Here is a 24,175-nt window from a genome sequence, read left to right as displayed (position 1 = left end):
CGCCTTTAAAACTGGCGGCGCTTACGGTCCCTTGGTTTCGTTTTCCTTCTTCGCCTGATCATGATGCCATTTGATGGCGAAGAACATGCCCGTTCCCAATACGAGAATTTTGAACGGCAAGAAGACGATAGGGAAGAAGTCCCACATTTCAGATATTTCCAGCTATGACGCGACGATATATTTCTTGGGAATATTAGCTCAAAACCGCTGCATCCGACACCGGCCATATTGACGCAGATGCGGTCCCGATCTCCCCTTGTCATGCGATCGGCCCGCCCATCAATCGCTTTTGGCCGCCTGATTATAGGCGGGCTATGCCTGCCCAATGCCCGCAACCCTTGACGCATTCCCCCGTCGATCATATCCTCATTATTACGTGAACGTAAAAGTAATAAACAATCATCAGGTTGTCTGACAATTGACTGGCGTGCGACATGTTTTGCCGCTATAGAAGCTCGACAAAGGCGTGCCGCTTTGCAAAGACGGATGCTGATGGATACGGTGTCGCGGATGGACTTTTTGTCCGGCGCAGGCGGTGCGTCGCAGGTGTGGAAAAGACGATAACAACAGCCGGATGGGACCGGCGATCTGAGAGGATGGAAATGACGGAAGCGATGGAACTGCCCGAACGCGAAGCGATGGAATTCGACGTTGTGATCGTCGGTGCGGGTCCGGCCGGTCTTGCCGCCGCAATCCGACTGAAGCAGGTGGAGCCGGAGCTCTCGGTCGTCGTGCTGGAAAAGGGCGCGGAAGTCGGTGCCCATATCCTCTCCGGCGCCGTGGTCGACCCCATCGGCATCGACAGGCTGTTGCCGGGATGGCGCGAAGAGGAGGGGCATCCCTTCAAGACCGAGGTCAAGGACGACCAGTTCCTGTTCCTGGGGCCGGCGGGCTCCATCCGCCTGCCGAACGCCATGATGCCGCCATTGATGAACAATCATGGCAATTACATCGTCTCGCTTGGCCTCGTCTGTCGCTGGCTGGCGGAAAAGGCGGAAGGGCTCGGCGTCGAGATCTATCCGGGCTTTGCCGCCACGGAAGTGCTTTATAACGACGAAGGCGCTGTCATCGGCGTTGCCACCGGCGATATGGGCATCGAGAAGAATGGCGAGCCGGGCCCGAACTTCACTCGCGGCATGGAACTGCACGGCAAATACGTGTTGATCGGCGAGGGCGTGCGCGGATCGCTCGCCAAGCAGCTGATTTCCAGATTCGACCTGTCCAAAGATCGCGAGCCGCAGAAATTCGGCATCGGCATCAAGGAGCTCTGGCAGGTCAAGCCGGAGAAGCACAAGCAGGGCCTCGTGCAGCACTCCTTCGGCTGGCCGCTGGGTTTCAAGACCGGCGGTGGCTCTTTCCTGTATCATCTGGAAGATAACCTCGTTGCCGTCGGTTTCGTGGTGCATCTCAATTACAAGAACCCCTATCTCTATCCCTTCGAGGAATTCCAGCGGTTCAAGACGCATCCGGCGATCCGCGATACGTTCGAGGGCGGCAAGCGCATTTCCTATGGCGCGCGCGCCATCACCGAAGGCGGTTACCAGTCAGTGCCGAAGCTCACCTTCCCGGGCGGCGCGCTGATCGGCTGTTCCGCCGGCTTCGTCAACGTGCCACGCATCAAGGGAAGCCATAATGCGGTTCTCTCGGGCATGCTCGCGGCGGAAAAGATCGCCGCGGCGATTTCCGGCGGCCGCGCCCATGACGAGGTTACCGAGATCGAGGCCGAATGGCGCGAAGGCGATATCGGCAAGGACCTGAAGCGGGTCCGCAACGTCAAGCCGCTCTGGTCGAGGTTCGGCACGCTCATTGGCGTCGGCCTCGGCGGTCTCGACATGTGGACGAACCAGCTGTTCGGTTTCTCTTTCTTCGGCACGCTGAAGCACGGCAAGACGGATGCGCAGAGCCTGGAGCCCGCCTCCAAACACAAGCCGATCGCCTATCCGAAGCCGGATGGCGTTCTGACCTTCGACCGCCTGTCCTCCGTCTTCCTGTCGTCCACCAACCATGAAGAGGACCAGCCGGTCCATCTTCAGGTGAAGGACATGGAGCTGCAGAAGCGCTCCGAACACGACGTCTTTGCCGGTCCCTCCACGCGTTATTGTCCAGCCGGCGTTTATGAGTGGGTGGAGAAGGACGGCCAGGAAGCCTACGTCATCAACGCCCAGAACTGCGTGCACTGCAAGACCTGCGACATCAAGGATCCGAACCAGAACATTAACTGGGTGCCGCCGCAGGGCGGCGAGGGGCCGGTTTACGCCAACATGTGACGGTGAAGCTATCTTGCCTCATGATGCTCGGGCTTGTCCCGAGCATCTGCAACGGGTGATTTTACGATAGGTGGACGGATACTCTGCGGAGCGCCGTTTCCGTCGGCGAAAGCTCGTCGCGGTCATGCAGCTCGTCGGTCCGCCTGGTTCATTGTGTCTGCCACGGCACCAGAGCAGCGCCATTGCCCTCTTTCCCGTCAGTATTTGTGGATTGCTCTTCGATTTCTTACATATAGGATGTTGGGGTGTTGTAGCATCATGTGGCCTGTGGATCGCGGGCAGTGAATGCGATAACGCCTTGAACGTGCATATGGTCCTAGGTGCCGTCGCCAGACGGCAGGGAGTGAAGGAATGTCCGGCTTTCAAAGGCTGAATATCGTGCGGAAGACAGGCTTGGCTGGCAGCGTCGCGGCGCTTGCGATGGCTGCCTTTTCTTTCACTGGCAATCCGGTGGCTGCCGCGAGCTGTCGTTCCGATGCCATGGCCGGCATAGACTGGCGCGAATGCAACAAGCGCCTCCTGATGCTGGGCGGCAGCAATCTCGACTCGGCGATGCTCTACGGTACGGATTTCACTTATACGGATCTGCGCGGTTCGTCGCTGAAGGGCGCTAACCTTGAGAAGGCCAAGCTCATCCGCGCTGCCCTTGGCGAGGCGAACCTTCAGGGCGCCAATCTGACGAAGGTGGAAGCCTATCGAAGCGATTTTTCCGCCGCCGACGCCACCAACGCGAAATTCGTGAATGCCGAAATGCAGCGAACCAAATTCGAAAACACCAAGCTGGACGGCACGGATTTCACCAAGGCTGAACTCGGCCGCGCCGATTTCGAGGGCGCAACGCTGAACGGCTCGAAATTCTCGCTCACCAACCTGTCGCGGGCCCGGTTCGGTGGCGCGAAGCTGGGTGGCCCTGTCGATTTCACCAGCGCCTTCCTGCTGCTGACTCGGATTGAGGGGGTCGATCTTTCCACGGCCACCGGCCTTGACCAGAAACAGATCGACATCGCCTGCGGCGACGCCAAGACCAAACTGCCGAATGGCCTGACGGCGCCCGCCTCCTGGCCGTGCCCGGAAGATCCCGACGACGAGTGATAAAAGGCCGCGCGGTTTTGCGCGGCCCGAACCTCTCCGTAAGCGGAAGGGAAGCGTTCGCCATGCGAACGCTTCATCGGCGATCAGAAGCCCGAAAGCACGATCTTGCCCTTGGCCTTGTTGCTCTCGATCAGTGCATGCGCCTTGATAAGATTTGCGGCATTGATGGTGCCGAAAACCTCGGTCAGCGTCGTCTTGATCTTGCCGGCATCGACAAGCTCGGCCACGTGGTTGAGCAGCTTGTGCTGCTCGATCATGTCAGGCGTCTGGAAAACGGCGCGGGCGAACATCATTTCCCAATGGATGGATATGCATTTGCGCTTGAACGCCATGATGTCGAAACCGCCAGCCGGATCGTCGATCAGGGCGAAACGGCCCTGCGGTGCGATGGTCGCCACGCTGTCGGCCGCGTGGATGTCGCTATGGGTGGTGGAGAAGACGAAGCCCGGCGCACCGAGGCCAAGCGCCTCCACCTGCGGCGCGATGGGCTTGCTGTGATCCACGACGTGATGCGCGCCGAGTTCCTTTACCCATTCGATCGTTTCCGGCCGCGAGGCAGTCGCGATCACGGTCAGGTCGGTCAGCGCCCGCAGAAGCTGAACGGCGATGGAACCGACGCCGCCCGCGCCGCCGATGACGAGAACGGCGCTGGCTGCACCCGGAACCGGCTCATTCACCCGCAACCGGTCGAATAGGGTCTCATACGCGGTGATGGCGGTCAGCGGCAGGGCGGCGGCTTCCTCGAAATTCAAGGACTTCGGCTTGGCACCGGCGATGCGCTCGTCGACCAGATGGAATTCGCTGTTGGAGCCGGGACGGTTGATGACGCCGGCGTAAAACACCTCATCACCCGGTTTGAACAGCGAAACCTTGTCGCCAACGGCCTTCACCACACCCGCTGCATCGAAGCCGAGGACACGGGCCTCGCCGTTTTCCGGCGACTGGTTCCGACGCACCTTGGTATCGACGGGATTTACCGAAACGGCTTTCACCTCCACCAGAATGTCGTGTCCCTTCGCTTCCGGCTGGGGCAGATCGATGTCGATGAGGGCATCCTTGGCAGTGATGGGCTGGCTCGTCCTGTAACCGATGGCGCGCATGAAAGTCTCCTTTGCTTGTTTGCGTGCCTCTTACTTGATACATATGAACAACGATCGCAAGAATGCACATTTTGTGATGATACATACAAAAAGGATACTGTGATGTCGCGACCACGCGCCAAGCTCACCGGCAACTTTCCCGGCTGCCCGGTGGAATCGGCCCTGAGTTTTCTCGATGGCAAATGGAAAGGCGTGATCCTCTATCACCTCATCAATGAGGGGACACTGCGCTTCAACGAACTGCGTCGCCATATTCCAAGTGTCACCCAGCGCATGCTGACCAAGCAGCTGCGGGAACTGGAGGAGGCGGGTTTGATTTCGCGGACCGTTTTCCCCGTCGTGCCGCCGCGCGTGGATTATGCGTTGACGCCGCTTGGCGAGACGATGCGGCCGGTGATTTCGGCGCTGAAAAGCTGGGGCGATGCGCACGTCGTCTGCAAAAACGGCGCGAAATACACGCAGCTTCCGCAGGTGGCGGAGAAGGCGGCCTGAAAGAAATCACGGGTAAGAGCACGTGCCGTGGACATCATTTTTCATGGTGCGATGCAACACGGATTTGCCCCGATTGATGCATAATGCTGCCATCTCGATTCGCAGCAGGGACATCAAAGCACATGAGCATGGGTTGGATGGAGGCCGGATTTCTCGGTCTTTTGCAAGGACTTACGGAGTTTCTCCCAATTTCGTCGAGCGCGCATCTGAGGATAGCCGGGGAGTTCCTGCCCTCCGGCGCCGACCCCGGCGCTGCCTTCACCGCCATTACCCAGATCGGCACGGAAATGGCCGTGCTGGTCTATTTCTGGTCCGACATCATGCGGATCGCTGCCGCCTGGCTCCGGCAAAACCTTCGTCTCGGCCCCTATGACAAGGCCGATGCACGTCTCGGCTGGCTGATCATCGTCGGCTCCGTGCCCATCGTGCTGCTCGGCCTTCTCTTCAAGGACGCCATCGAGCATTCGCTCCGAAACCTCTACATTACTGCCGTGATGCTGATCGTGTTCGGTATCGTTCTTGGCGTCGCCGACAGGATCGGGAAAAAGCGCTACAAGCTCAACCAGCTGATCTGGCGTGATGGTATCCTCTTCGGTTTCGCGCAGGCCATGGCGCTTATTCCCGGCGTTTCGCGTTCCGGCGGCACCATCAGCGCCGGCCTGCTTCTGGGTTATACCCGCGAGGCGGCGGCCCGTTATTCCTTCCTGCTCGCCGTACCCGCCGTCTTCGGCTCCGGTTTCTACCAGCTGTTCAAAAGCATCGGCGAAGACAATCCGGTGGGCTGGGGCCCGACAGGCCTCGCGACCCTGATCGCCTTCATTGTCGGTTACGCCGTTATCGTCGTTTTCCTGAAGCTGGTTTCGACCAAAAGCTACATGCCCTTCGTCTGGTACCGCGTGGTCATCGGCTTCATTCTTTTGGGGCTGCTGGGAACGGGCGTGATCAACGCGGGTGGGTGAGGGGATTTCCAGGAACCATACTTTTGGCAGAGTTGCATCATCCGCACGCCGTCACCCCGGACTAGATCCGGGGTCCAGCGCGATCAAGTCATTGATCGCAAAAGACTCTTCTCACGGCGCAGACGCGCCGTGGCTGGATGCCGGATCAAGTCCGGCATGACGGGGAGAGATTATGACGTGCCGCGAAATGTAGAAGGCCCGCTCTTTCGAACGGGCCTTTCGTCTTTCAAAGCAACGTACCGCTCAAGATCACCAGCGCCACCGAGAAGTAGATGACGAGACCGCTGACATCCACCAGCGTGGCGACGAAGGGGGCCGAAGCGCTGGCGGGATCAAGCCGCAGACGCTGCAGCACGAAGGGCAGCATGGAGCCGGCGAGCGAACCGAAAGTGACGATACCGACGAGGGCCGCAAAAACCGTGGCACCAACGAGCAGCCAGTGCTCACCGTAGTCGTAGAAGCCAGCCTGCTGCCAGACCGTGAGCCGCAGGAAGCCGATGGCGCCCAGAATGCAGCCGAGCGTCAGGCCCGTCGGGATTTCCCGAAGCAGCACCCGCCACCAGTCGGAAAGCTTCAGTTCGCCCAGCGCCAGCGCCCGGATGATGAGCGAGGTGGCCTGCGAACCGGAGTTGCCGCCCGAAGACATGATGAGCGGAATGAACAGCGTCAGCACCACGGCCTTTTCCAGCTCGCCTTCGAAATGCTGCATGGCGCTGGCCGTCAGCATTTCTCCGAGGAACAGTGCTGCGAGCCAGCCGGCGCGCTTGCGGATCATGTCCGGAAAGCCGATCGTCATGTAGGGCTTACCCAGCGCCTCCATACCACCGAACTTGTGGGCGTCTTCCGTGGTATCGGCGATCATGGTGTCGATCACGTCGTCAACGGTGACGATGCCGAGAATATGCGAGCGGTCATCCACGACGGGCAGCGCCAGAAGGTCGTGCTTGCGGATCAGCCGGGCGACATCCTCCTGTGACATCAGGGGGCTCGCACAGACAATGCCTTCCTTGGATGCGACCGAAAGAATGGAGGCGCCCGCTTCGCCGGTCAAAAGGCGGCGCAGCGTCACGACGGTGGTTAGCGTCCCGTCCTCGGCCAGCACATAGATGGCATAGACCGTTTCACGCGAGCGCTCGACGACGCGGATGTGCGAAAGGGTCTGTTCCACCGTCCAATTGTCCGGCACGCTAACAAATTCCGTGGTCATGATCGAGCCGGCCGTGCGCGGCGGGTAACCCATCAGGTGCTTGATGGAGAGCGCCGTGGTGCGGTCCAGCCGGGCAAACAGCTTGGCGCGCGGCTCTTCGGCCATTTCCGCCATGACGTCGGCCACGCGGTCGTCCGACATCAGGTTGACGAGGCGCGCGGCCTGTTCGACCGGAATATCGGCTATGATCGCGGCGGCACCATGCAGTTCCGGCCGGTCGAGAATGGCGACGGCCTTTGCCTGCGGCATGGCGAGAAGGGCGGCTGCGGCGGCGCCGACATCCAGCGTGTTGAGGTGCTCGACGCGTTCGGCAATGGTGGTGGAGCCGGCATTTCCGCTACGAAGAAGGCGTGCGGCCTTGCTGGCCCTCTGGGAGAGGTTGTGGAAGTTCATGATTGCTCACCTTTCCGTCGATTCGCCGATCACGGCGAACGCGGTGGTGAGCCGACAGCGGTCGGATCAGTTCACGTTCGCCGGTCTCGGCAAAGGCAATCGACTGCTACTGTCGCTAGACATCTAATGATGCTCCGTTGAAATCCGCGCCGTGCCCAAGGCATGCGCGTAAGGCCGTGTTGCGCCTGAAACCGGAAAGAGTCAAGCGCCCGATTGTGAATTTTCCGTAAGCTTCGAAAGGGCCGGGTCAAGCCGCCTTTTGACGCCGCTCTACCGTGATGGAAACAAGAAAAACGCCAAGCCCGAGTAGGGAAAGAACGGCGCCCACATAACCCGTCGAGGCGTAACCGAAGCCCATGGCTATGACGAGGCCGCCGAGCCAGGCGCCAAGCGCATTGGCGATGTTGAATGCGGAATGGTTCGAGGCGGCAGCCAGCGTCTGCGCATCCTGCGCCACATCCATCAGCCGCGTCTGTACGGCCGGGCAGGCGGCAAAACCGCAGCCGATCAGGAAGACGCAAAGGCAGAGCATGAAGGGATCCTGCGCCGTCATGCCGAAAACAGCCATGACCACCACGTTGAAGGCGAGCATGCCGCCAATCGTGCCGTTGAGCGAGATATCGGCCAGCCGTGAGCCGACGACATTGCCGACATTCATGCCGATGCCGAACAGCGCCAGCACCATGGAGACCGTGGAAACCGGCATCATCGCCACGTCAGTCGTGGTCTTCGCGATATAGCTGAAGACCGAGAACATGCCGCCAAAGCCGACGGCGGCAATGGCGAGCGTCAGCCATACCTGTACGCGGCGGAAGGCGCCGAGTTCGCGCCATACGCTGGCGCCTTCTTCCACCCTGTCACGCGGCTGGAACAGCCAAAGCAGGGCCACCGTCAGAAGTGCGATGCCGCCGACAAGCATGAAAGCCGCGCGCCAGGACAGCAGCTGGCCGAAGAAGGTGGCGAGCGGAGTGCCGAGCAGGGTGGCGATGGTGAGGCCGAGCATGACGCGGCCAACAGCGCGGGCGCGCTTGTGGATTGGCGCCATCGAGGCCGCCACGAGCGCCGCAACGCCAAAATAGGCCCCATGTGGCAGGCCGGTGATGAAGCGCAGAATGGTGAAGCTCACAAAATCCGGCGCGACGGCGCTCAGGATGTTTCCAGCCGCAAAAAGTCCCATCAGACTGAGAAGCAATGTGCGGCGCGTGATGCGCGCGGCGAGAACCGCGATGATCGGCGCGCCAATGACGACGCCCAGCGCATAGGCGGTGATGACATAACCCGCTTCCGGCACCGTGACGCCATAGGTCGAGGCGACGTCGGGCAAAAGGCCCATGATGGCGAATTCGCCGGTACCGATGCCAAAACCGCCGGCAGCCAGCGCCAGCTCTATAAGCGCAACGGCAAGTGGGGAGAGGACCACGGCAGGCGCAGCCGTGTAAACGGTTTCATTCTCCCCGCCAGGGCGGGTTTCGGAGATGTTCGAATGGCTCATCGTGACCTGAAAAGCGGGAAGGGCCCACAGAAAAAAGGGCAAGACCGTATGGGAGCGGTCTGCCCTGACTGGAGATGCGCGGTCATGAAAATGACCTTAAGTGACCTCTAACATGAAATGATGCGTTGCGGTAGAGCGATTCTCGGCAAAAGACGATCTTCACGCGATGGTGTTCGGAACTCTATATAAGGCCAGGCATTTACGCGCGGCTGCGAATGTTACGGGACCGGGTTGGAAACATGAAGCTCATTGCAATTTTCAATCGTGACGGCGGCACATTTCGCACCACCGACATGGAAGCCTATTGTGATCATGCCCGCGAGGTCTTCACCCGGGCCGGACACGTGATCGATTGCCGTCTTGTCTCCGGAAAGGACGTCGTCGAGGAAATGGCACGCGCCGCCGAGGAGCCGGGCATTGAAGGCATCATTGCCGGCGGCGGAGATGGCACCATTTCGGCGGCTGCCGGCATTGCCTGGAAACAGGGCATCGCGCTCGGCATCGTGCCGGCCGGCACCATGAACCTCTTCGCCCGCTCGCTGAAGCTGCCGCTCGACATTCGTCAGGCGCTGGAAACGCTGGCGAATGGCGAGATTGCCAGTGTCGACATCGCCAGCGCCAATGGCCGCCTCTTTGTCCACCAGTTTTCCGCGGGCCTGCATTCGCGCATGGTGCGCTATCGAAACAATCTCGCCTTTGCCTCCCGTCTCGGCAAGATCAAGGCGAGCATCCGCGCCGCCATCAGCGTCATCCTCAACCCGCCTGTCTTCGAGGTGGAATACACCGTTGATGGCCGGACGCAGCATCGAAAGGTATCCGCCATTTCCGTCTCCAACAATGAATTCGGCCAGAATTCGCTGCTGGTGGCGGATAACGTCTCCGGCGGCCATCTGGGTTTTTATCTCACCGATCCGTTACGGCCGTCCGGTGTCGCCAGACTCGCCCTGGATATTCTGCGCGGCAAGTTCAAGCAGAATGCCGCCGTGACAGCCATGACCGTGACGGATGTGGAGCTGCATTTTCCCAAGAAACGCCATGATGTCCGCTGCGTCATCGATGGCGAGCTGCTGCCGATGGAACGCGACGTGGCGCTGGAAGTGCACGCCGGCGAGTTGAAGGTGCTGGTGGGGCGGGCGTTCTTCGCTTAGCGCAAACCGACTGTGAATTAGGCCATCGCCGCCTGTTCTTCTGCCGGCGGGGAGAAAAACAGGCGGCGATGCCGTATCCTCCCTAGCCCTGAAAACCTCCAGTCTTGCCAAATCGAAGCCGCCCGGCCATGGTCGGCGGGTGCGATGGCGTGCGCGCTGTCGCTTCTATGGGAGTGCGATCTGTTATGAATGAAATCTCCAACCCCCTCTCCAACCTTGCTGCCATCGATGCCGCCCATCATCTCCATCCCTTTTCAGACATGGGCAAGCTCAACGCCGCCGGCACCCGCATCATCGAGCGCGCGGAAGGGGTGTTCATCTACGACAGCACCGGCAGGAAATATCTCGACGCCTTCGCCGGCCTCTGGTGTGTGAATATCGGTTACGGACGCCGCGAGATCGCCGATGCAGTACGGCGTCAGATGAACGAGCTCCCCTATTACAACGCGTTTTTCGGCACCACCACGCCGCCCGCGACGCTGCTGGCGCAGAAGATCGCTTTGCACGCCGGGCCTGGCATGAACCACGTGTTCTTTACCAATTCCGGCTCGGAAGCCACCGATACCTGGTTCCGCATGGCGCGGGTCTACTGGAAGGCCCTCGGCCATCCCGCGAAGACGAAGGTTATCGCCCGCCGCAACGGCTACCACGGCTCGACGGTGGCCGGGGCCTCGCTGGGTGGCATGAAGTGGATGCACGAGCAGGGCAGCCTGCCCATCGATGGCGTCGCCCATGTTGGCCAGCCCTATTGGTATGCCGAGGGTGGCGATCTTTCTCCGGCCGAATTCGGCCTGAAGGTGGCTCGCGAACTCAATGAGAAAATCGACGAATTGGGCGAGGAAAACGTTGCTGCTTTCGTGGCCGAACCGATTCAGGGAGCCGGTGGCGTCATTGTACCGCCGGAGACCTACTGGCCGGAAATCGCCCGTATCTGCAAGGCGCGCAATATTCTTCTGGTGTCAGACGAGGTGATCTGCGGTTTCGGTCGCCTGGGCTCCTGGTTCGGCTACCAGTATTTCGGCGTGGAGCCGGACTTTGCCCCCATCGCCAAGGGCCTGTCCTCGGGTTATCTGCCGATTGGCGGCGTGGTCGTGTCGGATCGGGTGGCAGAAGTGATGTTGTCCGAGGTCGGTGATTTCAACCACGGCTTCACCTATTCCGGACATCCCGTCTGCGCCGCCGCCGCGCTGGAAAACCTTCGCATCATCGAAGCGGAGGGTCTGGTGGAGCGGGTGCGCGACGATATCGGCCCTTATTTTTCCGAGGGCTGGAAAAGCCTTGAGGACCACGAACTGGTGGGCGAAGCCGTCAATGTCGGCTTGATGGGTGGACTGCAGATCACGGCGGACAAGGCGACCCGCAGACGCTTCGGCAAGCCGGACGATGTTGGTATAACGGTGCGCAATCATTGCCTTGCAAACGGCCTCGTCATGCGCGCAACGGGCGACCGAATGCTGGCTTCGCCGGCGCTGACCATCAGCCGTTCGGAAGTGGATGAGATCATAGAGACGTTGCGCAAGGGGCTCGACCACCTGCGTGATACGCGCGAGCATTTCTAGGGAAAGTGGACACCGGTTTTCCGTTAAAGAATGCGAAAAGAGATGCCAAGGGAGGACTGAAATGGCAGGACAGGAACACCATTACGCCGTGAAGGTGACGTGGACGGGTAATCGTGGCAAGGGCACGTCGGGCTATCGCGACTACGAACGCGACTACACAATTTCCACCGAGGGAAAGGCTGATATAGCCGGCTCGTCCGATCCTGCCTTCCGTGGCGATCCCGCCCGCTGGAATCCTGAAGACCTGCTGGTCGCTTCGCTCTCGGCCTGCCACAAGCTCTGGTACCTGCATTTCTGCTCGGTCAACGGCATCATCGTCGAAGACTATGTCGACGATGCCGAAGGCACGCTCGTCATGGAAAAGGATGGCGCCGGGCAGTTCAGCGAAGTGGTGCTGAAACCGGTCATCACCATCTCGAAGGGCGATCCCGCCCGGGCGGATGCGCTGCACCATGACGCGCACGACAAGTGCTTCATCGCGCGGTCGGTGAATTTTCCGGTGCGGGTGGAGGGGACCGTGAAGGTGGTTTGAGACTCATGCCAGTTGCAGACCGAGATGATCGGCCATCGGCTGAAAGTCTCGGTCGTTTTGCAGCAGCTTATGGCCGTGCTCAATACAGTAGGTGCCGATGATGAGGTCGGGAGTTTTACGCACGGTTTTCCCAACGCTTCGAAGTTTCCGATAGTTAGCGGCGGATTTCACGGCAAGTTCTGGCGTGAGCATCGAGACAAAACCGAAGCGCTTTAACCGGTCATGTATCGCCGCCGCCCGATCGTCGTTGCGTTCGCCCTGCAGGATTTCGAGGAGAATAATGTCGCCGATGATGACGTCGGTCAGATCGCCGATATCATTTAGCATCCTACCTTGGCGGGTGGATTTATTCTGAAACCAGTCAATCCAGACAGAAGTATCGACGACTATCATTCCGCGGCGTCTTGCGCTTCGATGTCGTCCACGCTCCAGCTACGGCGCACATCGTCCAGATTACCACTCCAGCCGATGCCTCTCAGTTCTTCCAGCGCTTTGCGTCGTCCGAGATTCTCTACAAGATCGCGCAACGCCTTCTCCACCGTCGCCTTTTTTGTCGAAAGGCCGGTAATTTCCATCGCTTCGGCGATCAAGGCGTCATCAAGATCAATATTCGTACGCATGGATAATCCTTGGTGTATCGATTTTCAAAATCATACACCAAGGCATGCTTCTGCGATATCTCTTTTTACTGGAACGCCGTCTCGTAGAAGCTTCTGAGCTTGCGCGAGTGCAGCGTTTCCGTCGGCATGGCGGCAAGCTTCTGCACGGCGCGGATGCCGATCTGCAGATGCTGGGCGACCTGGGTGCGGTAAAATTCCGTCGCCATGCCTGGCAGCTTCAATTCGCCATGCAGTGGCTTGTCGGAAACGCACAGCAGAGTGCCGTAGGGCACACGGAAGCGGAAGCCGTTGGCCGCTATGGTGGCGGATTCCATGTCAAGCGCGATGGCGCGGGACTGCGACAGGCGCTTGACGGGACCGGCCTGATCACGGAGCTCCCAGTTGCGGTTGTCGATGGTAGCGACGGTGCCGGTGCGCATGATGCGCTTCAGTTCGAAGCCCTCGTAACCCGTGACTTCGGCGACTGCACCTTCCAGCGCCAGCTGCACTTCGGCAAGCGCCGGGATAGGCACCCACACCGGAAGGTCGTCGTCAAGCACGTGGTCCTCGCGCACATAGGCGTGGGCCAGAACATAGTCGCCCAACCGCTGGCTGTTGCGCAGCCCGGCGCAGTGGCCGACCATCAGCCAGGCATGCGGGCGCAGCACGGCGATGTGATCGGTGATCGTCTTGGCGTTGGAGGGGCCGACGCCGATATTGACGAGCGTAATGCCGGCATGTCCTTTTTTCTTCAGGTGATAGGCCGGCATCTGCGGCAGTCGGGCCAGCACCGCGTCCGTCTCGGGCTTATCTGAACCCGCATGGGTGATGATGTTGCCCGGCTCCACAAAGGCCGTGTAACCCTCGCCGCCATTCTTCATCATCTGCCTCGCCCAGGCAGCGAATTCGTCGATATAGAACTGGTAGTTGGTGAACAGCACGAAGTTCTGGAAATGGCTGGCGCTCGTCGCCGTATAATGGCTGAGGCGCGCCAGCGAATAATCGATGCGCTGCGCCGTAAAGGGCGCAAGCGGCGCCGGCTCGCCCGGCACCTGATCATATTCGCCATTGGCGATGAGATCGTCGGTATTGTTGAGATCGGGCGTATCGAAGAGATCACGCAGCGGCACGTCTGACAGCGACGAAGCCGCCGCCGCCTCTACATACGCGCCTTCGCCGAAAGCGAAATGCAGCGGAATGGGCGTAGCCGATTCCGACACCGTGACCGGAACGCCGTGGTTCTTCATAAGAAGCCCCAGCTGTTCCTTGAGATAGTGCCGGAAAAGCTCAGGCCGTGTGATCGTTGTCGTATAGACGCCGGGCGCGGTTACGTGGCCATAGGAAAGGCGGGAATCGACATGGCCGAAAGTGGCGGTCTCGAGGCTGACCTGCGGGTAGCAGGCGCGGTAACGCCCGGCAATCGGCGCGCCCTTGGCAAGGTCTGTGAAGGAATTGATCAGGAACGCCGTGTTGCGTTCGTAGAGCGCGCTCAAAGCCGCAACAGCTTCTTTCGGGTCCGTGAATGTCTGCGGCGCGAAAGGCTCTGGACTGATGAAGGTAAGGGGCGGAATCGTTGGTTTTGCTATTGTCATGGCCCATTATAAGAGGCCAATTTCGACAGGCAAGCGACAGAAATACGAAGAAACTGAAAAGAAACGCGAAAATGCAGCCGGACAATGCTGGCGCGGCAGAAACTCAGCCGAGCGCGCCGCGCTGCAGGCTCATCAGCAGCACGAAGCCGGCGCCTTTGGAGGCGGGGCGGGGATCGGCCTTGTAAACCGCAAGTCCGGCCACCGGGCCGAGAAAGATCGAGGCCATCAGCATCAGCCGCAGTGCGGAGAACAGGCCGTTGGAAAAACTGGTGGTCATTGGCCGGTCCTCACAATACGACGGGGCAATTGGCGGCGGGCGCCGGGCCGTGCTGGCAGGCGATTGCCGCACCGGCATTCACGCGCTGGAAACTGCGGTTCGGATTAACGACGAGCGAGGCGAAGGACATGGCGAAGATCGCCATGAGAAACGCGAAGATTGCCAGTCGGCTGATCAGCTTTGTCATGTCCATTCCCCTTTATCGGAGTTGATGGACAGAGTTTTGCCATAGTCGGACTGAACGGACCCTGAGGCCCCGGTTCATATGGTGTTCAGGGATGTTAACGGGCGGTGACATGGCGGATTGATGCCGCAGTGGTGCGCATGTCCAGCTTCAGGACATAGGGATGTCCGCGCCTGGCGCAAGATCGGTTAGCAGTTTCTCCAATTCTTCACCTTGGGTCACGTCGACAATTGGCACCCGGTGTTCCTGCGCGGATGCCAGCATCTCGGTGTTCTCACGTAGCGAGCGTTCGATGAAGGCGTCCATGATCCGCTGCCTCTTCGCCTTTGCATCTTGGTAGCGTGCTTCAGAGCGCATTCTTTCGAGAAGAAAATCATTGTCGGCATGAAGAAATACGCCCGCCACCGTGCTGTCGAGGAGAGGCGATATGAACTCCGGTCGCAGGGCGGCGCCCTCGAAGATCGTCGTAGTCCCTGTGCCGGATCTTCTGTCAATCATCGCGCGGATCAGCGGCCAGATGTTCTGGTGATGGACCTTGAGAAACCAGTGGATCGTATCCGCCGACAGCTGTGTGTAATATTCCTCAACCGGCACCGGAATACCCGGCCATGGCCTCCCCGGATGGCGGGCGAGACTGTCGGTCGATATCGCCTCGCAGCGCAGCCTTTCGCTGAGCAGGCCGGCCAGCGTGCTTTTGCCGACATGCGAGGTGCCCGCGATCAGAATTGTCGAAAGGGTGGGGCGCATATCGTTGCTCTCATTGGCATCGGATGCAGCGATAATAAACGGATATATGGTTTCCATGCGACGTCTGTTCGCAGCCTGCGCGCGATTCCTGGCAGCCACCGCGCTCTGCGTCGCGAGACGGCAGGCTGGGGAACAAAAGCCCGCCTGCCGTTCCCTGTATTACAGCCGTGTCCAGGTCTGCGATTTGCACAGGACCTTCAGCACGCAACCCTTCATGCTCAGCGAATTCCCCGAAACGGTGCCGGAGCCGCTATAGGTCTTGTCATTGGCGGGATCGGTGATCTCACCCGAGTAGCTGTTTCCCTTTCCCGAAAGCTTGCCGATCTGTTTTCCGGCATGCTTGCCGGTCTTCAGCGTCACGCAGAAAGCGCCGCCGCAGGGGCCGATCACGGCGGTTTCGCCGCTGGCCGTCTTCCAGTTGCCTTCGATCGCCTCGGCGGCAAAGGCAATATTGCCGCTCATCAACAGGGCAGCAGCAATCGTCATCATAAGCTTCATGAAATTCCTCCCGAAATTCGCGCAGGCTTTTCCCAGGCCGGAGCGGCCAAGGACGCGATGCGCAGATCAAACTCCCTTCAGCATGCCTCCACCATCTCTGGCCGGCGGCCGCCGTGCGGTGCAACGATTGCTCCTCCCACCGCGCCATTCCATGCCCGTTTCATCCTCGTGACAGGCAGGGCGGATAGTATTTGACGTTCACGTAAAAGGAAACAGAAATTTGCGGTGCCGGTGCAGCGTTGGCGCGCGGGAAGGGCGAAGGAGAGCAGTTTCGAAAATCTCGGTTCTTATCGTGGTGAAGGAAGGGTTTAAATCCAATTGTAAAGCTTTCGTAAAATTCATCGGAAAGTCCTTAATTTCCGCAGGCAATGATATTTAACAAAAACCCAATTTTACCAATCGTTTGCAGTTTGTTTGCGGCACATTAATCATGCCTTTTAAGCGAGCGTTGAAAGCCTCGTGGCATAGTGAACTCATCAAAAGCGCAGGGAAAACCTGCCGGACGGAAGGACAAAAAAGCCGCAAAAGACGGCAGTCCGGAAGACGCCTCGGCAAGAAGGCGCACGATGAAAACAGGTAGAACGACAGGGATTAAAACAATGGCACGCTTTGACATCAGTGATATCGAAATGGCTGCCGGTGGCGAAACCCGCGCCGACACCCTTTGCAATCTCGGCCTGGTCTATGCGACCGGCCGGGGCTGCAAGGTGGACCTGATCGCGGCCCACAAATGGCTTAACATCGCCGCGATCCGCGGATCGGAAAGAGCGGCTTCTCTCCGTGCGGATCTCGCCCGCAACATGACGAAAGCGGAACTGGCCGAAGCCCTTCGCGCCGCCCGCGACTGGATGACGATGCACTGATCCATCTCCGCGACGCATGAGATTGCCGGTCCGGTTCCCTCCAGTCCCGACGACCGGCCCAAACGAAAGTAAAACCCGAAGGGGAACGCGGCGAGGGCTCCGAAACGAAGCTTTTGCGCTGACACATCGAACCGCGACCGGCAGGAACAAGGCCGGCGCGGTTTTCTTATGTTCTGCAATGTGTCTTCGCCGGAAAATGATTCTCGCGCAGGGACTTGCGGGAGGATGTTGATTCGATGCGTGTAGTGCGCGGTACTTTCCAACCCTCATTCCTGTGACGAACACAGGAATGAGGGTGGGTTGGGAGCTTACCCGACTGCCTTGAGAACCTTCGGCAATGCCTGCTCGAACAGATCGAGCTTGTCACCCGGCCCAACGCTCACGCGGATGCAACGGTTAAGAGGGGCCACGCCCGGCATGCGGATGAAGACCCCATGGTCCATCAGCCCGTCAACGATGGCGCGCGCATAGGCGCCGTCGCGGTGGCAATCGATGGTAACGAAATTGGTAGCGGAGGGCAGCGGTGAAAGACCGTTATTGCGGGCGACAGCGGAAATACGAGCCCGTGCCTCGGAAATCTTGCCAACCACCTCGTGCAGATAGGCCTGGTCCTTGAGCGCTGCCAAAGCGCCGGCGATAGAAATACGCGCCATGCCGAAATGGTTGCGGATCTTGTCGAAGGCTTCGACATTGCCAAGTGTACCGATGGCGTAACCCACGCGGGCGCCAGCGAGCCCGTAGGCTTTGGAGAAGGTGCGCATGCGCAGTATATTGGGCTGGCCGATCAGCGCGTCGATAGCGGGCACCGCGCTCGCGGGAGCGGTTTCGCAATAGGCCTCGTCCAGAATGAGCAGGCAGGTCTCCGGCAACGCACGGGCAAATGCCACCACCTCGCTCGCATCCCACCAGCTTCCCATGGGATTGTCCGGATTGGCGAAATAGACGAGCGGCGCGTTTTCTCTGTGAACGAGGTCGAGAAGCCCGTCGAGGTTTTCGTGGTCGTCTACATAGGGCGTGGTCACCAGTTTTCCGCCAAAACCGTTCACGTGATAATTGAAGGTGGGGTAGCCTCCCAAAGAGGTGACAACAGGCGTGCCTGGTTCCACGATCAGCCTGGCGATTTCACCGAGCAATCCGTCCACTCCGCCGCCTATGGCGATGTTGCCGCGCGAAACCCCGTGGTGGATGGCAAGCGCTTCCTTCAGCTCGAAATTTTCCGGATCGCTATACATCCAGGTTTCAGCCGCCGCATCGCGCATCGCCAGAAGCACTGATGGGGCGGGGCCGAAGCCGCTTTCGTTTGCACCGATTCGCGCCTCCACCTTCAAACCGCGGTTCCTTTCTATGGCCTCCGGGCCGACGAAGGGAACGGTGGAGGGAAGCGAAGCGGCAAGCGGCGTGAGGCGTGAAAAAGCGGACATTGACAGAAGTTCCGGGACCTGTGTTTGAAAACCCGGCTCACAATAGGTGCAAAAAAACCGGACGCAAGCCGCGCCCGGGGGTTAGATGAGCGTTTGGCAACAGATTTTTGGTTCGCCACGGCACAACGCAAAGATCGGCGGGCTTACGCGCGGGTGCTGCTCAGACGCTGGTCTCGAAGCTCAGCCGGCGGACATGGTGCAGAAATTCGGCATCGATCAGCATGTTGAAGCCGATCGTCACTTTTTCCTCTTCCCGGCGGATCAGCGTGCAGCCGATTTCGTCGCGGATACCGAGAATTTCCAGATAGAAGTTGACCGGCATTTCCAGATCGGCACTGACATCCAGCTCCGCGCCGTAGAGCGAAATGGTGCGCACCAGGCAGCGCATGGTGTCCTTGGCGCTCAGGTGGTGCCCTATGAAGGTGATCTTGCCGGGCCGGTCGATCTGAAATTTCTCATACATCTCGTCCTGCGGGACGTTTTGACCGATATCCATATGTAGAGCCATGACAACCTCCCGGATTGCCTCTTCCGTCTGATTTTAACGCGGCTTCCTTGCCAGGGCGTGAAGGAAATATCCGCAATTGTCTCTAGTCCGTATCGACATGGGCCAGCTTTGTGTACGCAACCCGTGTTTCGCCTGTTTACAACGCACATTATCTCGACTGGTTGCAGAAGGCGGGCGCCCGTTTTGATAATCGGGCACGCTTGCACAGGGCTGGAGCCTCGTGCGGTTGACGCCGGCCGTACTTGGCGTTACGCCTGATCGCGCAATATCGCTTCACAGCCTCGGGCGTCATCGGCCGGCTGTGATTGTCCTGGGAGTGGAAAGTGACTGGAAGGCTGGTAATCGTCGGGGCGGGGCAGGCCGCTTTTGCGCTGGCGTCGAAGCTCCGGGCGCTGAAGGACGAGCGTACCATCACCATCATAGGCTCGGAAGATGCCTACCCCTATCAGCGGCCGCCGCTCTCCAAAAAATACCTTCTCGGCGAGATGAGTTTTGACCGGCTGATGTTCCGCCCGGAAGAATGGTATGCCGAAAACAATGTCGATATCCGGCTTTCCACCTGGGTGGAGGAGATAGACCGCGCCGGCAAGACCGTGCGCATGCAGGATGGCAGTACGCTTTCTTATGACCGGCTGGTTCTTGCGACCGGGGCCGCGCCCCGGCTGCTGCCCGCCAGCATCGGTGGCGATCTCGACGGCGTGCTTACCGTCCGTGACAGGCGCGACGCCGACCGCTTGACGGAGGAGATGAAGCCGGGCCGCAGGCTGCTGGTCATTGGCGGCGGTTATATTGGCCTTGAAGCTGCCGCCGTTGCCCGCAAGCTTGGCCTCGAGGTGACGCTGATCGAAATGGCCGACCGTATTCTCCAGCGCGTGGCGGCGAAGGAAACTGCGGATATCATGCGCGGCATTCATCAGGCCCAGGGCGTTTCCATCCGCGAAAAAACCGGCCTCGTGCGCCTCGTCGGCATGGACGGGCGTGTTGCCGCGGCCGAACTTTCGGATGGTTCAACGATCGACGTGGATTTCGTCATCGTCGGCATCGGCGTGACACCGAACGACCGGCTTGCCCGCGAATCGGGTCTCGATGTTGGTAACGGCATCGTGGTTGACGAATATACCCGCACATCCGACCCCGCCATTCATGCGGTGGGCGATTGCGCGCTCCTGCCCTGGCGCGGCCAGCAGGTGAGGATCGAATCGGTCCAGAACGCGGTCGATCAGGCTGAGGCGGCTGCCGCCGTACTCGCCGGCATGGAAGCGGTATACGACGCGAAACCCTGGTTCTGGTCGGATCAGTACGATGTGAAGCTGCAGATCGCCGGCTTCAATCTCGGTTACGACGAGACGATTTTGAGGCCCGGCGCAAGGGAAGGCAGCTGGTCCATCTGGTATTTCCGTGATGGCCGCTTCGTGGCTGTCGATGCCGTCAATGACGCCAAGGCCTATGTTGCGGGTAAGAAACTGCTCGATACAGCCGCCCAACCCGACCGCACAATCCTGGCGGATCCGTCCGCCGATCTGAAATTACTGCTCTCCTGAGGATATCATGCCCGCTGCCGAAAACCGTTTCAAAACCGCCATTCATGCCGGCAAGCCGCAGATTGGCCTGTGGCTCGACATGGGCGAGGCCATTACGGCGGAAATCGCCGGAACGGCTGGCTTCGACTGGCTGGTGATCGACGGTGAGCACGGGCCGAACGACCTGCGCAGCATCATCGACCAGCTGCGCGCGCTTGCCACCTCTGTCGCCGAGCCGGTGGTGCGTGTGCCTGTCGGCGAGAGCTGGATGATCAAGCAGCTTCTGGATGCTGGCGCCCGCACGCTTCTTGTGCCCATGGTCGATTCAGCGGCACAGGCGGAAGCTCTCGTCAGCGCCATGCATTACCCGCCGCGCGGCATTCGCGGCATGGGAGCGGCCGTCGCCCGCGCTTCCGCTTTTAATACGATAACGGATTATGCCGACAGCGCCTCGGCCAGCGTCTGCCTGCTGGTGCAGGCGGAAACCCGCGCGGCAATCGAAGATCTCGACAATATTCTTGCGGTGGACGGCGTGGATGGCGTCTTCATCGGCCCGGCGGATCTGGCCGCGGACATGGGTTATCTGGGAAGGATTGACGAAGCGGCGGTGCAGGCGGTTATCGAAGCGGCGATCGTGAAAATCGTCGCGGCTGGCAAGGCCGCCGGCATCCTCACCTTCAATGAAACCTATAATCGCCGTTATCTTGAACTCGGCGCGTCGTTCGTCGCCGTGGGAGCCGATGTCACGGAACTCGCCAATACGCTGCGTGCGCTTTCCGCCCGCTACAAGGGTGGGCCGGCAGTGACGCCGTCCGGATCAGGATATTGATCAATCGTCGTTACTGGCGTTCAGCTTCTCCGGCGGAATACCTTCCTCGCCGGAGGCGAGATAACCGCCATTGATGAGGGCGGAGCGGACGATGCGCTGGATTGCCTCGTCCCTATCGATGCCGTGATCCCTTGCAAAATCAGACAATGCTGCCTCAAGATCGTCGCTGAACCGCATATTCGCCCCCTTCATTCCTGCTTTTTTCACCAATGCATAAAGGCAAGGCGGGCAAACCCGCCTTGCCTTGATTTAATGCCCGTTCGTCATCAGCGCCAGCGATAAAGGCTGCTGTTCGACGAACTCTGCTGCGTGCTCGTGCCCACCGCATAACCGATCGCGAAACCGAGTGCGCCGACGATCGTCAGCAGGGAAGTGGCGGTGCCTGGATTTTCCTTCACGGCTTCCACGACATTCTGGCCCTGCGCCCGGACATTATGCGCCGCCTTGCGAACGCGGCCGCGCGCCTCATCTAGAAATTCCGATGCATCCTCGCCAACACCTTCCGCACGGGCGGAAACGGATTTGGACAGGGATGCGATCTGCGAACGCAGTTCTGCAATCTGGTTTTCGATCGTGTCTTCGACAACATTCAGTTTGGTCTGAGCCATTAGAACACCTCTTTTGTTACCGATGCGGAAACGTGCGGGCCCTGAAGAAGTTCCGCAACCGGGCGTAAAGTTTGACCCGCGGTTTATTTGGCCAACAGGTTTTTTGGCTTCTTGGCGAAAAAGCCTTGCAATCATTTTTCTTACGCAATAATCAGGCCGCACCGGAGAGGTGGCCGAGTGGTCGAAGGCGCTCCCCTGCTAAGGGAGTATACGTCAAAAGCGTATCGTGGGTTCGAATCCCATCCTCTCCGCCATGACCCTTGTTTTCATTGCATAATTTGGCTTTTTTTGCCGCTTGCCATAACTTGGTCGGCGCGTTTTTCCGCTGTGGATATATGGTCCAAATAGCGAAAACCCGCCAGTTGGTGATTCTGGCGGGCCTCGTAGGCGTTGTGGTGGCGGTTGGTAATTCAGTTGTGGCAAATTTTGCCAGTAGTCGATCCTTGGTCTTCTTCGCTTTCCCTGCCGTCCATGGTGTAGAAGGCAGGCATGACCCACGCTTGTGTCTTGTGCGTGCGGGCCATGTCATCAGCTACATCTATCGCGTCCTCGAAGCCGCCAGCACCTTCGAACGTGGCGCACCACGTCACCGCGCCGAATGCGTCCGTCATAAAGACGTTGAAAAAGGCGCCAGCTTTGCCGCACGCGTCATCTGGAATTGGCATTTGCATGCTTTTCATTGTCGTCTCTCCTCAGTTGTGGAATTAACGGCCAGCGGGCGGCTGCGTGTCTAGGTGGCCGGAACCGTTGGTGGCGGAAAGCCCCGCTGGCCTGTGGTGATAAAGGACCGCGCGCAGCCACAAGGGCGCGCTGCGGCAAGGTGGCTGGCCTCCATGAAGAAAGGCCAGCTGGGAAAGTGGAGAGCATGGCCGGGATCGAACCGGCATCATCCAATTACCGTAGTCGGGATAGAAGGCCCGAACGGATACATGCCCGAATTATTGCTTCTTGCGCTCCTTCATCCAAACCTCCCTCAGGACGTCCAGACGCGCTTCAATCTCCTCAAGCCTTTCACTCGCTAAATCGGCCGTAGCGCATATAGCGCCTAGTGCCACAGTGCTCGCAGGGTCCGCGCCTTGCGCCGCGATGGATATCAGATGAACAACCTTGCGGACTTCGCCGAGCAAAGTAGCGGCGTCATCCAGAGCGAGTGGGCCAGGGTCAAAGGTGTACTTCATGACCGGGCCTCCGCACGCATCGCGGCCCATTCATCTTCACGGAACTTGAAGAATTCGCGAACCGCGATCGCTGCGGCTTCTTCCTCATCGCAGATGATCCCGTGCGGATCCTCAATGAGCATCGCAACAAAGCGAAACTTCCCGGCAATGTCAGCTTCGGTCTTCACCGGTGCTTCAATAACCGCCCGCCGCACTATGCCCGCCGCTTCGGTTATGTGGTCCATGGCGTCGTCGGGCATGGTGCCAACGCGACTGCCAATCGTGTCAAGCTCGATGTACAGGCGGGTCATGCGGGATATGAACGACTCGTTAACCGTATCTGTTTGGGACTCGCTAACCATATCGGGCGTTCCTTGTTGCTTTTGTGTCGCTGCATTTGTACTGTGTACACATCAAGCCACACGAAATTAACCGTGTCAACATGTATTTGTACAGGGTACCAAAAATGAACGCCACTCAGCTTAAAATGGCCCGCGTCGGACTTGGTTGGGGCGTGCGAGACCTGGCTGAAAAAGCGGGTATTACCGCCAATACAGTCACGCGTATTGAGAACGGTTCAGACGCGAAGACTTCCACGGTGCACCTTCTTCAGACGGCTTTAGAAATTGGCGATGAGATCGAACCGGGTAAATGGCGTTTCGCAGAGTTCATTGATCCCGACGGCGTGCGTATAAGGATTGGCGGCGATCCTGATGCCGTTGGTGGAGCGGTTGTCCATAAACCAATATAGCGGCGGGCTTGACCGGCGGTAATGCCTCAATCATCTTGCTCCCCTAAAGCGGGGGTCATGATGAAGTCGATTATTGCCGTGGGCGCTATAGTGGCAATCTTAGCGGGCGCATGGGCCGCAGGCGTAAGGGTATTCGTGCTCCAGCCATCGGAGTTCCTGCCGCGGCAGGGAACGGTAATAGTCTACGGCATGCAGGACTTCCCGATAATCGATTCGCCCGAAGCGATCTGCGCTAGGAGCAACACGCCTTCAGAAGGCTGCAAGGCCGGTGCCGCCGTCGGATACCTGCAATCCGCGAAAGTAATCGCAGCCCTCCCGTACAGCGAAACGCTGCACGGGTTGACTATGAGGTAATGCATCTGCCGACGCCTGCCGACGCC

At 59.4% G+C, this 24,175-nt stretch carries 29 protein-coding genes and 2 tRNA genes; 13 read left to right on the top strand and 18 right to left on the bottom strand.

The window, feature by feature from the left end:
* Positions 1-602 precede the first annotated feature (602 nt).
* Together DOU54_RS14450 and DOU54_RS14445 are read left to right on the top strand one after the other, a co-directional pair.
* The gene (locus tag DOU54_RS14450; protein WP_113382210.1) at positions 603-2,267 is read left to right on the top strand and encodes an electron transfer flavoprotein-ubiquinone oxidoreductase; all 1,665 of its coding nucleotides are present in this window, start codon (positions 603-605) and stop codon (positions 2,265-2,267) included.
* 351 nt (positions 2,268-2,618) lie between these two features.
* A complete protein-coding gene (locus DOU54_RS14445; protein ID WP_004440847.1) occupies positions 2,619-3,359 on the top strand; it encodes a pentapeptide repeat-containing protein in 741 nt (246 codons plus the stop codon).
* 83 nt (positions 3,360-3,442) lie between these two features.
* Here the strand turns inward: DOU54_RS14445 and DOU54_RS14440 are convergent, their stop codons facing one another.
* Positions 3,443-4,459: a zinc-binding alcohol dehydrogenase family protein gene (locus tag DOU54_RS14440; protein WP_037091498.1), complete on the bottom strand. Its 1,017-nt coding sequence runs from the start codon at positions 4,457-4,459 to the stop codon at positions 3,443-3,445.
* A gap of 102 nt (positions 4,460-4,561) precedes the next feature.
* Between DOU54_RS14440 and DOU54_RS14435 the strand changes: the two genes are divergently transcribed.
* Positions 4,562-4,951 carry a winged helix-turn-helix transcriptional regulator gene (locus tag DOU54_RS14435; protein ID WP_004440851.1) on the top strand — a complete coding sequence of 130 codons (390 nt, stop codon included), beginning with the start codon at positions 4,562-4,564 and terminating at the stop codon, positions 4,949-4,951.
* Between the two features lie 122 nt (positions 4,952-5,073).
* Positions 5,074-5,910, top strand: a complete 837-nt coding sequence (locus DOU54_RS14430) for an undecaprenyl-diphosphate phosphatase (protein ID WP_042936481.1) — start codon at positions 5,074-5,076, stop codon at positions 5,908-5,910.
* Between the two features lie 226 nt (positions 5,911-6,136).
* On the opposite strand, the gene mgtE is transcribed toward DOU54_RS14430, so the two are convergent.
* Together mgtE and DOU54_RS14420 are read right to left on the bottom strand one after the other, a co-directional pair.
* Positions 6,137-7,510 carry a magnesium transporter gene (gene mgtE, locus DOU54_RS14425; protein WP_004440855.1) on the bottom strand — a complete coding sequence of 458 codons (1,374 nt, stop codon included), beginning with the start codon at positions 7,508-7,510 and terminating at the stop codon, positions 6,137-6,139.
* Between the two features lie 247 nt (positions 7,511-7,757).
* Complete coding sequence (locus tag DOU54_RS14420) at positions 7,758-9,002, bottom strand: MFS transporter (protein WP_113382209.1); 1,245 nt, start codon at positions 9,000-9,002, stop codon at positions 7,758-7,760.
* 239 nt (positions 9,003-9,241) lie between these two features.
* Between DOU54_RS14420 and DOU54_RS14415 the strand changes: the two genes are divergently transcribed.
* The 3 genes from DOU54_RS14415 to DOU54_RS14405 all read left to right on the top strand — a co-directional run bounded on the left by DOU54_RS14415 (position 9,242) and on the right by DOU54_RS14405 (position 12,241).
* Positions 9,242-10,150, top strand: coding sequence for a diacylglycerol/lipid kinase family protein (locus DOU54_RS14415; protein WP_006699378.1), 909 nt, complete (start codon positions 9,242-9,244; stop codon positions 10,148-10,150).
* A gap of 185 nt (positions 10,151-10,335) precedes the next feature.
* On the top strand, positions 10,336-11,709 hold the full coding sequence (locus DOU54_RS14410; RefSeq protein WP_162749695.1) for an aspartate aminotransferase family protein: 1,374 nt from the start codon (positions 10,336-10,338) through the stop codon (positions 11,707-11,709).
* A 61-nt stretch (positions 11,710-11,770) separates the two neighbouring features.
* Positions 11,771-12,241 carry an OsmC family protein gene (locus tag DOU54_RS14405; RefSeq protein WP_004440860.1) on the top strand — a complete coding sequence of 157 codons (471 nt, stop codon included), beginning with the start codon at positions 11,771-11,773 and terminating at the stop codon, positions 12,239-12,241.
* Between the two features lie 3 nt (positions 12,242-12,244).
* On the opposite strand, the gene vapC is transcribed toward DOU54_RS14405, so the two are convergent.
* The 7 genes from vapC to DOU54_RS14375 form a co-directional block, all read right to left on the bottom strand.
* The gene (gene vapC, locus DOU54_RS14400) at positions 12,245-12,634 is read right to left on the bottom strand and encodes a type II toxin-antitoxin system VapC family toxin (protein WP_004440862.1); all 390 of its coding nucleotides are present in this window, start codon (positions 12,632-12,634) and stop codon (positions 12,245-12,247) included.
* Complete coding sequence (locus DOU54_RS14395) at positions 12,631-12,861, bottom strand: type II toxin-antitoxin system VapB family antitoxin (protein ID WP_004440864.1); 231 nt, start codon at positions 12,859-12,861, stop codon at positions 12,631-12,633. The genes vapC and DOU54_RS14395 overlap by 4 nt, the downstream gene beginning before the upstream one ends.
* 65 nt (positions 12,862-12,926) lie before the next feature.
* Positions 12,927-14,432, bottom strand: a complete 1,506-nt coding sequence (gene amn / locus DOU54_RS14390) for an AMP nucleosidase (protein ID WP_004440865.1) — start codon at positions 14,430-14,432, stop codon at positions 12,927-12,929.
* A 103-nt stretch (positions 14,433-14,535) separates the two neighbouring features.
* Positions 14,536-14,709: a hypothetical protein gene (locus DOU54_RS27450; protein WP_004440867.1), complete on the bottom strand. Its 174-nt coding sequence runs from the start codon at positions 14,707-14,709 to the stop codon at positions 14,536-14,538.
* Between the two features lie 10 nt (positions 14,710-14,719).
* A complete protein-coding gene (locus DOU54_RS27445) occupies positions 14,720-14,902 on the bottom strand; it encodes a hypothetical protein (protein WP_035210174.1) in 183 nt (60 codons plus the stop codon).
* Positions 14,903-15,043: 141 nt separating this feature from the next.
* Complete coding sequence (locus DOU54_RS14380; RefSeq protein WP_113382208.1) at positions 15,044-15,640, bottom strand: AAA family ATPase; 597 nt, start codon at positions 15,638-15,640, stop codon at positions 15,044-15,046.
* Positions 15,641-15,799: 159 nt separating this feature from the next.
* Entirely contained in the window at positions 15,800-16,138 is a 339-nt protein-coding gene (locus DOU54_RS14375) for a DUF2147 domain-containing protein (protein ID WP_004440872.1), read from the bottom strand.
* 599 nt (positions 16,139-16,737) lie between these two features.
* On the opposite strand from DOU54_RS14375, the gene DOU54_RS14370 reads away from it, so the two are divergent.
* Positions 16,738-17,001, top strand: coding sequence for an SEL1-like repeat protein (locus DOU54_RS14370; RefSeq protein WP_004440874.1), 264 nt, complete (start codon positions 16,738-16,740; stop codon positions 16,999-17,001).
* Between the two features lie 308 nt (positions 17,002-17,309).
* Here the strand turns inward: DOU54_RS14370 and DOU54_RS14365 are convergent, their stop codons facing one another.
* Together DOU54_RS14365 and DOU54_RS14360 are read right to left on the bottom strand one after the other, a co-directional pair.
* Complete coding sequence (locus tag DOU54_RS14365) at positions 17,310-18,422, bottom strand: pyridoxal phosphate-dependent aminotransferase (protein WP_107340941.1); 1,113 nt, start codon at positions 18,420-18,422, stop codon at positions 17,310-17,312.
* 160 nt (positions 18,423-18,582) lie between these two features.
* Positions 18,583-18,930 carry a hypothetical protein gene (locus DOU54_RS14360; RefSeq protein WP_004440878.1) on the bottom strand — a complete coding sequence of 116 codons (348 nt, stop codon included), beginning with the start codon at positions 18,928-18,930 and terminating at the stop codon, positions 18,583-18,585.
* Positions 18,931-19,253: 323 nt separating this feature from the next.
* On the opposite strand from DOU54_RS14360, the gene DOU54_RS14355 reads away from it, so the two are divergent.
* Positions 19,254-20,471 (top strand): NAD(P)/FAD-dependent oxidoreductase, encoded by a 1,218-nt coding sequence (locus DOU54_RS14355; RefSeq protein WP_113382145.1) that lies wholly within the window; start codon positions 19,254-19,256, stop codon positions 20,469-20,471.
* Between the two features lie 7 nt (positions 20,472-20,478).
* The gene (locus tag DOU54_RS14350) at positions 20,479-21,279 is read left to right on the top strand and encodes an aldolase/citrate lyase family protein (RefSeq protein WP_113382144.1); all 801 of its coding nucleotides are present in this window, start codon (positions 20,479-20,481) and stop codon (positions 21,277-21,279) included.
* Here DOU54_RS14350 and DOU54_RS27440 read toward each other — a convergent pair whose 3' ends face one another.
* Complete coding sequence (locus tag DOU54_RS27440) at positions 21,280-21,456, bottom strand: hypothetical protein (RefSeq protein WP_004440886.1); 177 nt, start codon at positions 21,454-21,456, stop codon at positions 21,280-21,282. It lies immediately after the preceding gene.
* An 89-nt stretch (positions 21,457-21,545) separates the two neighbouring features.
* Complete coding sequence (locus tag DOU54_RS14340) at positions 21,546-21,887, bottom strand: hypothetical protein (protein ID WP_004440887.1); 342 nt, start codon at positions 21,885-21,887, stop codon at positions 21,546-21,548.
* A gap of 163 nt (positions 21,888-22,050) precedes the next feature.
* Here DOU54_RS14340 and DOU54_RS14335 point away from each other — a divergent pair.
* A tRNA-Ser gene (locus DOU54_RS14335) sits at positions 22,051-22,141 on the top strand.
* A gap of 156 nt (positions 22,142-22,297) precedes the next feature.
* On the opposite strand, the gene DOU54_RS14330 is transcribed toward DOU54_RS14335, so the two are convergent.
* From DOU54_RS14330 to DOU54_RS14320, 4 genes are all read right to left on the bottom strand, one after another.
* A complete protein-coding gene (locus tag DOU54_RS14330; RefSeq protein ID WP_113731467.1) occupies positions 22,298-22,567 on the bottom strand; it encodes a hypothetical protein in 270 nt (89 codons plus the stop codon).
* 177 nt (positions 22,568-22,744) lie between these two features.
* Positions 22,745-22,822: transfer RNA gene (locus tag DOU54_RS27265), tRNA-OTHER, on the bottom strand.
* A gap of 3 nt (positions 22,823-22,825) precedes the next feature.
* On the bottom strand, positions 22,826-23,065 hold the full coding sequence (locus DOU54_RS14325) for a hypothetical protein (protein ID WP_113731466.1): 240 nt from the start codon (positions 23,063-23,065) through the stop codon (positions 22,826-22,828).
* Positions 23,062-23,406 carry a hypothetical protein gene (locus DOU54_RS14320; protein WP_146617370.1) on the bottom strand — a complete coding sequence of 115 codons (345 nt, stop codon included), beginning with the start codon at positions 23,404-23,406 and terminating at the stop codon, positions 23,062-23,064. The genes DOU54_RS14325 and DOU54_RS14320 overlap by 4 nt, the downstream gene beginning before the upstream one ends.
* 104 nt (positions 23,407-23,510) lie before the next feature.
* On the opposite strand from DOU54_RS14320, the gene DOU54_RS14315 reads away from it, so the two are divergent.
* Both DOU54_RS14315 and DOU54_RS14310 read left to right on the top strand, forming a co-directional pair.
* On the top strand, positions 23,511-23,795 hold the full coding sequence (locus DOU54_RS14315; RefSeq protein WP_174002689.1) for a helix-turn-helix domain-containing protein: 285 nt from the start codon (positions 23,511-23,513) through the stop codon (positions 23,793-23,795).
* Between the two features lie 60 nt (positions 23,796-23,855).
* Positions 23,856-24,149, top strand: a complete 294-nt coding sequence (locus DOU54_RS14310) for a hypothetical protein (protein ID WP_146617368.1) — start codon at positions 23,856-23,858, stop codon at positions 24,147-24,149.
* The last annotated feature ends 26 nt before the right edge of the window (positions 24,150-24,175 follow it).

It is taken from the genome of Agrobacterium sp. MS2, assembly GCF_003261015.1.
Taxonomy (GTDB): domain Bacteria; phylum Pseudomonadota; class Alphaproteobacteria; order Rhizobiales; family Rhizobiaceae; genus Agrobacterium; species Agrobacterium pusense.
The sequence above is the reverse complement of the archived record's forward strand: the minus strand, read 5'-3'. Positions and strand labels throughout refer to the sequence as shown.

Bases quoted from the DNA above. Each gene is read 5' to 3' on its own strand.
- DOU54_RS14450 (WP_113382210.1), top strand. From the start codon at position 603: ATGACGGAAGCGATGGAACTGCCCGAACGCGAAGCGATGGAATTCGAC.
- DOU54_RS14445 (WP_004440847.1), top strand. From the start codon at position 2,619: ATGTCCGGCTTTCAAAGGCTGAATATCGTGCGGAAGACAGGCTTGGCT.
- DOU54_RS14440 (WP_037091498.1), bottom strand. From the start codon at position 4,459: ATGCGCGCCATCGGTTACAGGACGAGCCAGCCCATCACTGCCAAGGAT.
- DOU54_RS14435 (WP_004440851.1), top strand. From the start codon at position 4,562: ATGTCGCGACCACGCGCCAAGCTCACCGGCAACTTTCCCGGCTGCCCG.
- DOU54_RS14430 (WP_042936481.1), top strand. From the start codon at position 5,074: ATGAGCATGGGTTGGATGGAGGCCGGATTTCTCGGTCTTTTGCAAGGA.
- mgtE (WP_004440855.1), bottom strand. From the start codon at position 7,510: ATGAACTTCCACAACCTCTCCCAGAGGGCCAGCAAGGCCGCACGCCTT.
- DOU54_RS14420 (WP_113382209.1), bottom strand. From the start codon at position 9,002: ATGAGCCATTCGAACATCTCCGAAACCCGCCCTGGCGGGGAGAATGAA.
- DOU54_RS14415 (WP_006699378.1), top strand. From the start codon at position 9,242: ATGAAGCTCATTGCAATTTTCAATCGTGACGGCGGCACATTTCGCACC.
- DOU54_RS14410 (WP_162749695.1), top strand. From the start codon at position 10,336: ATGAATGAAATCTCCAACCCCCTCTCCAACCTTGCTGCCATCGATGCC.
- DOU54_RS14405 (WP_004440860.1), top strand. From the start codon at position 11,771: ATGGCAGGACAGGAACACCATTACGCCGTGAAGGTGACGTGGACGGGT.
- vapC (WP_004440862.1), bottom strand. From the start codon at position 12,634: ATGATAGTCGTCGATACTTCTGTCTGGATTGACTGGTTTCAGAATAAA.
- DOU54_RS14395 (WP_004440864.1), bottom strand. From the start codon at position 12,861: ATGCGTACGAATATTGATCTTGATGACGCCTTGATCGCCGAAGCGATG.
- amn (WP_004440865.1), bottom strand. From the start codon at position 14,432: ATGACAATAGCAAAACCAACGATTCCGCCCCTTACCTTCATCAGTCCA.
- DOU54_RS27450 (WP_004440867.1), bottom strand. From the start codon at position 14,709: ATGACCACCAGTTTTTCCAACGGCCTGTTCTCCGCACTGCGGCTGATG.
- DOU54_RS27445 (WP_035210174.1), bottom strand. From the start codon at position 14,902: ATGGACATGACAAAGCTGATCAGCCGACTGGCAATCTTCGCGTTTCTC.
- DOU54_RS14380 (WP_113382208.1), bottom strand. From the start codon at position 15,640: ATGCGCCCCACCCTTTCGACAATTCTGATCGCGGGCACCTCGCATGTC.
- DOU54_RS14375 (WP_004440872.1), bottom strand. From the start codon at position 16,138: ATGAAGCTTATGATGACGATTGCTGCTGCCCTGTTGATGAGCGGCAAT.
- DOU54_RS14370 (WP_004440874.1), top strand. From the start codon at position 16,738: ATGGCACGCTTTGACATCAGTGATATCGAAATGGCTGCCGGTGGCGAA.
- DOU54_RS14365 (WP_107340941.1), bottom strand. From the start codon at position 18,422: ATGTCCGCTTTTTCACGCCTCACGCCGCTTGCCGCTTCGCTTCCCTCC.
- DOU54_RS14360 (WP_004440878.1), bottom strand. From the start codon at position 18,930: ATGGCTCTACATATGGATATCGGTCAAAACGTCCCGCAGGACGAGATG.
- DOU54_RS14350 (WP_113382144.1), top strand. From the start codon at position 20,479: ATGCCCGCTGCCGAAAACCGTTTCAAAACCGCCATTCATGCCGGCAAG.
- DOU54_RS27440 (WP_004440886.1), bottom strand. From the start codon at position 21,456: ATGCGGTTCAGCGACGATCTTGAGGCAGCATTGTCTGATTTTGCAAGG.
- DOU54_RS14340 (WP_004440887.1), bottom strand. From the start codon at position 21,887: ATGGCTCAGACCAAACTGAATGTTGTCGAAGACACGATCGAAAACCAG.
- DOU54_RS14330 (WP_113731467.1), bottom strand. From the start codon at position 22,567: ATGAAAAGCATGCAAATGCCAATTCCAGATGACGCGTGCGGCAAAGCT.
- DOU54_RS14325 (WP_113731466.1), bottom strand. From the start codon at position 23,065: ATGAAGTACACCTTTGACCCTGGCCCACTCGCTCTGGATGACGCCGCT.
- DOU54_RS14320 (WP_146617370.1), bottom strand. From the start codon at position 23,406: ATGGTTAGCGAGTCCCAAACAGATACGGTTAACGAGTCGTTCATATCC.
- DOU54_RS14315 (WP_174002689.1), top strand. From the start codon at position 23,511: ATGAACGCCACTCAGCTTAAAATGGCCCGCGTCGGACTTGGTTGGGGC.
- DOU54_RS14310 (WP_146617368.1), top strand. From the start codon at position 23,856: ATGAAGTCGATTATTGCCGTGGGCGCTATAGTGGCAATCTTAGCGGGC.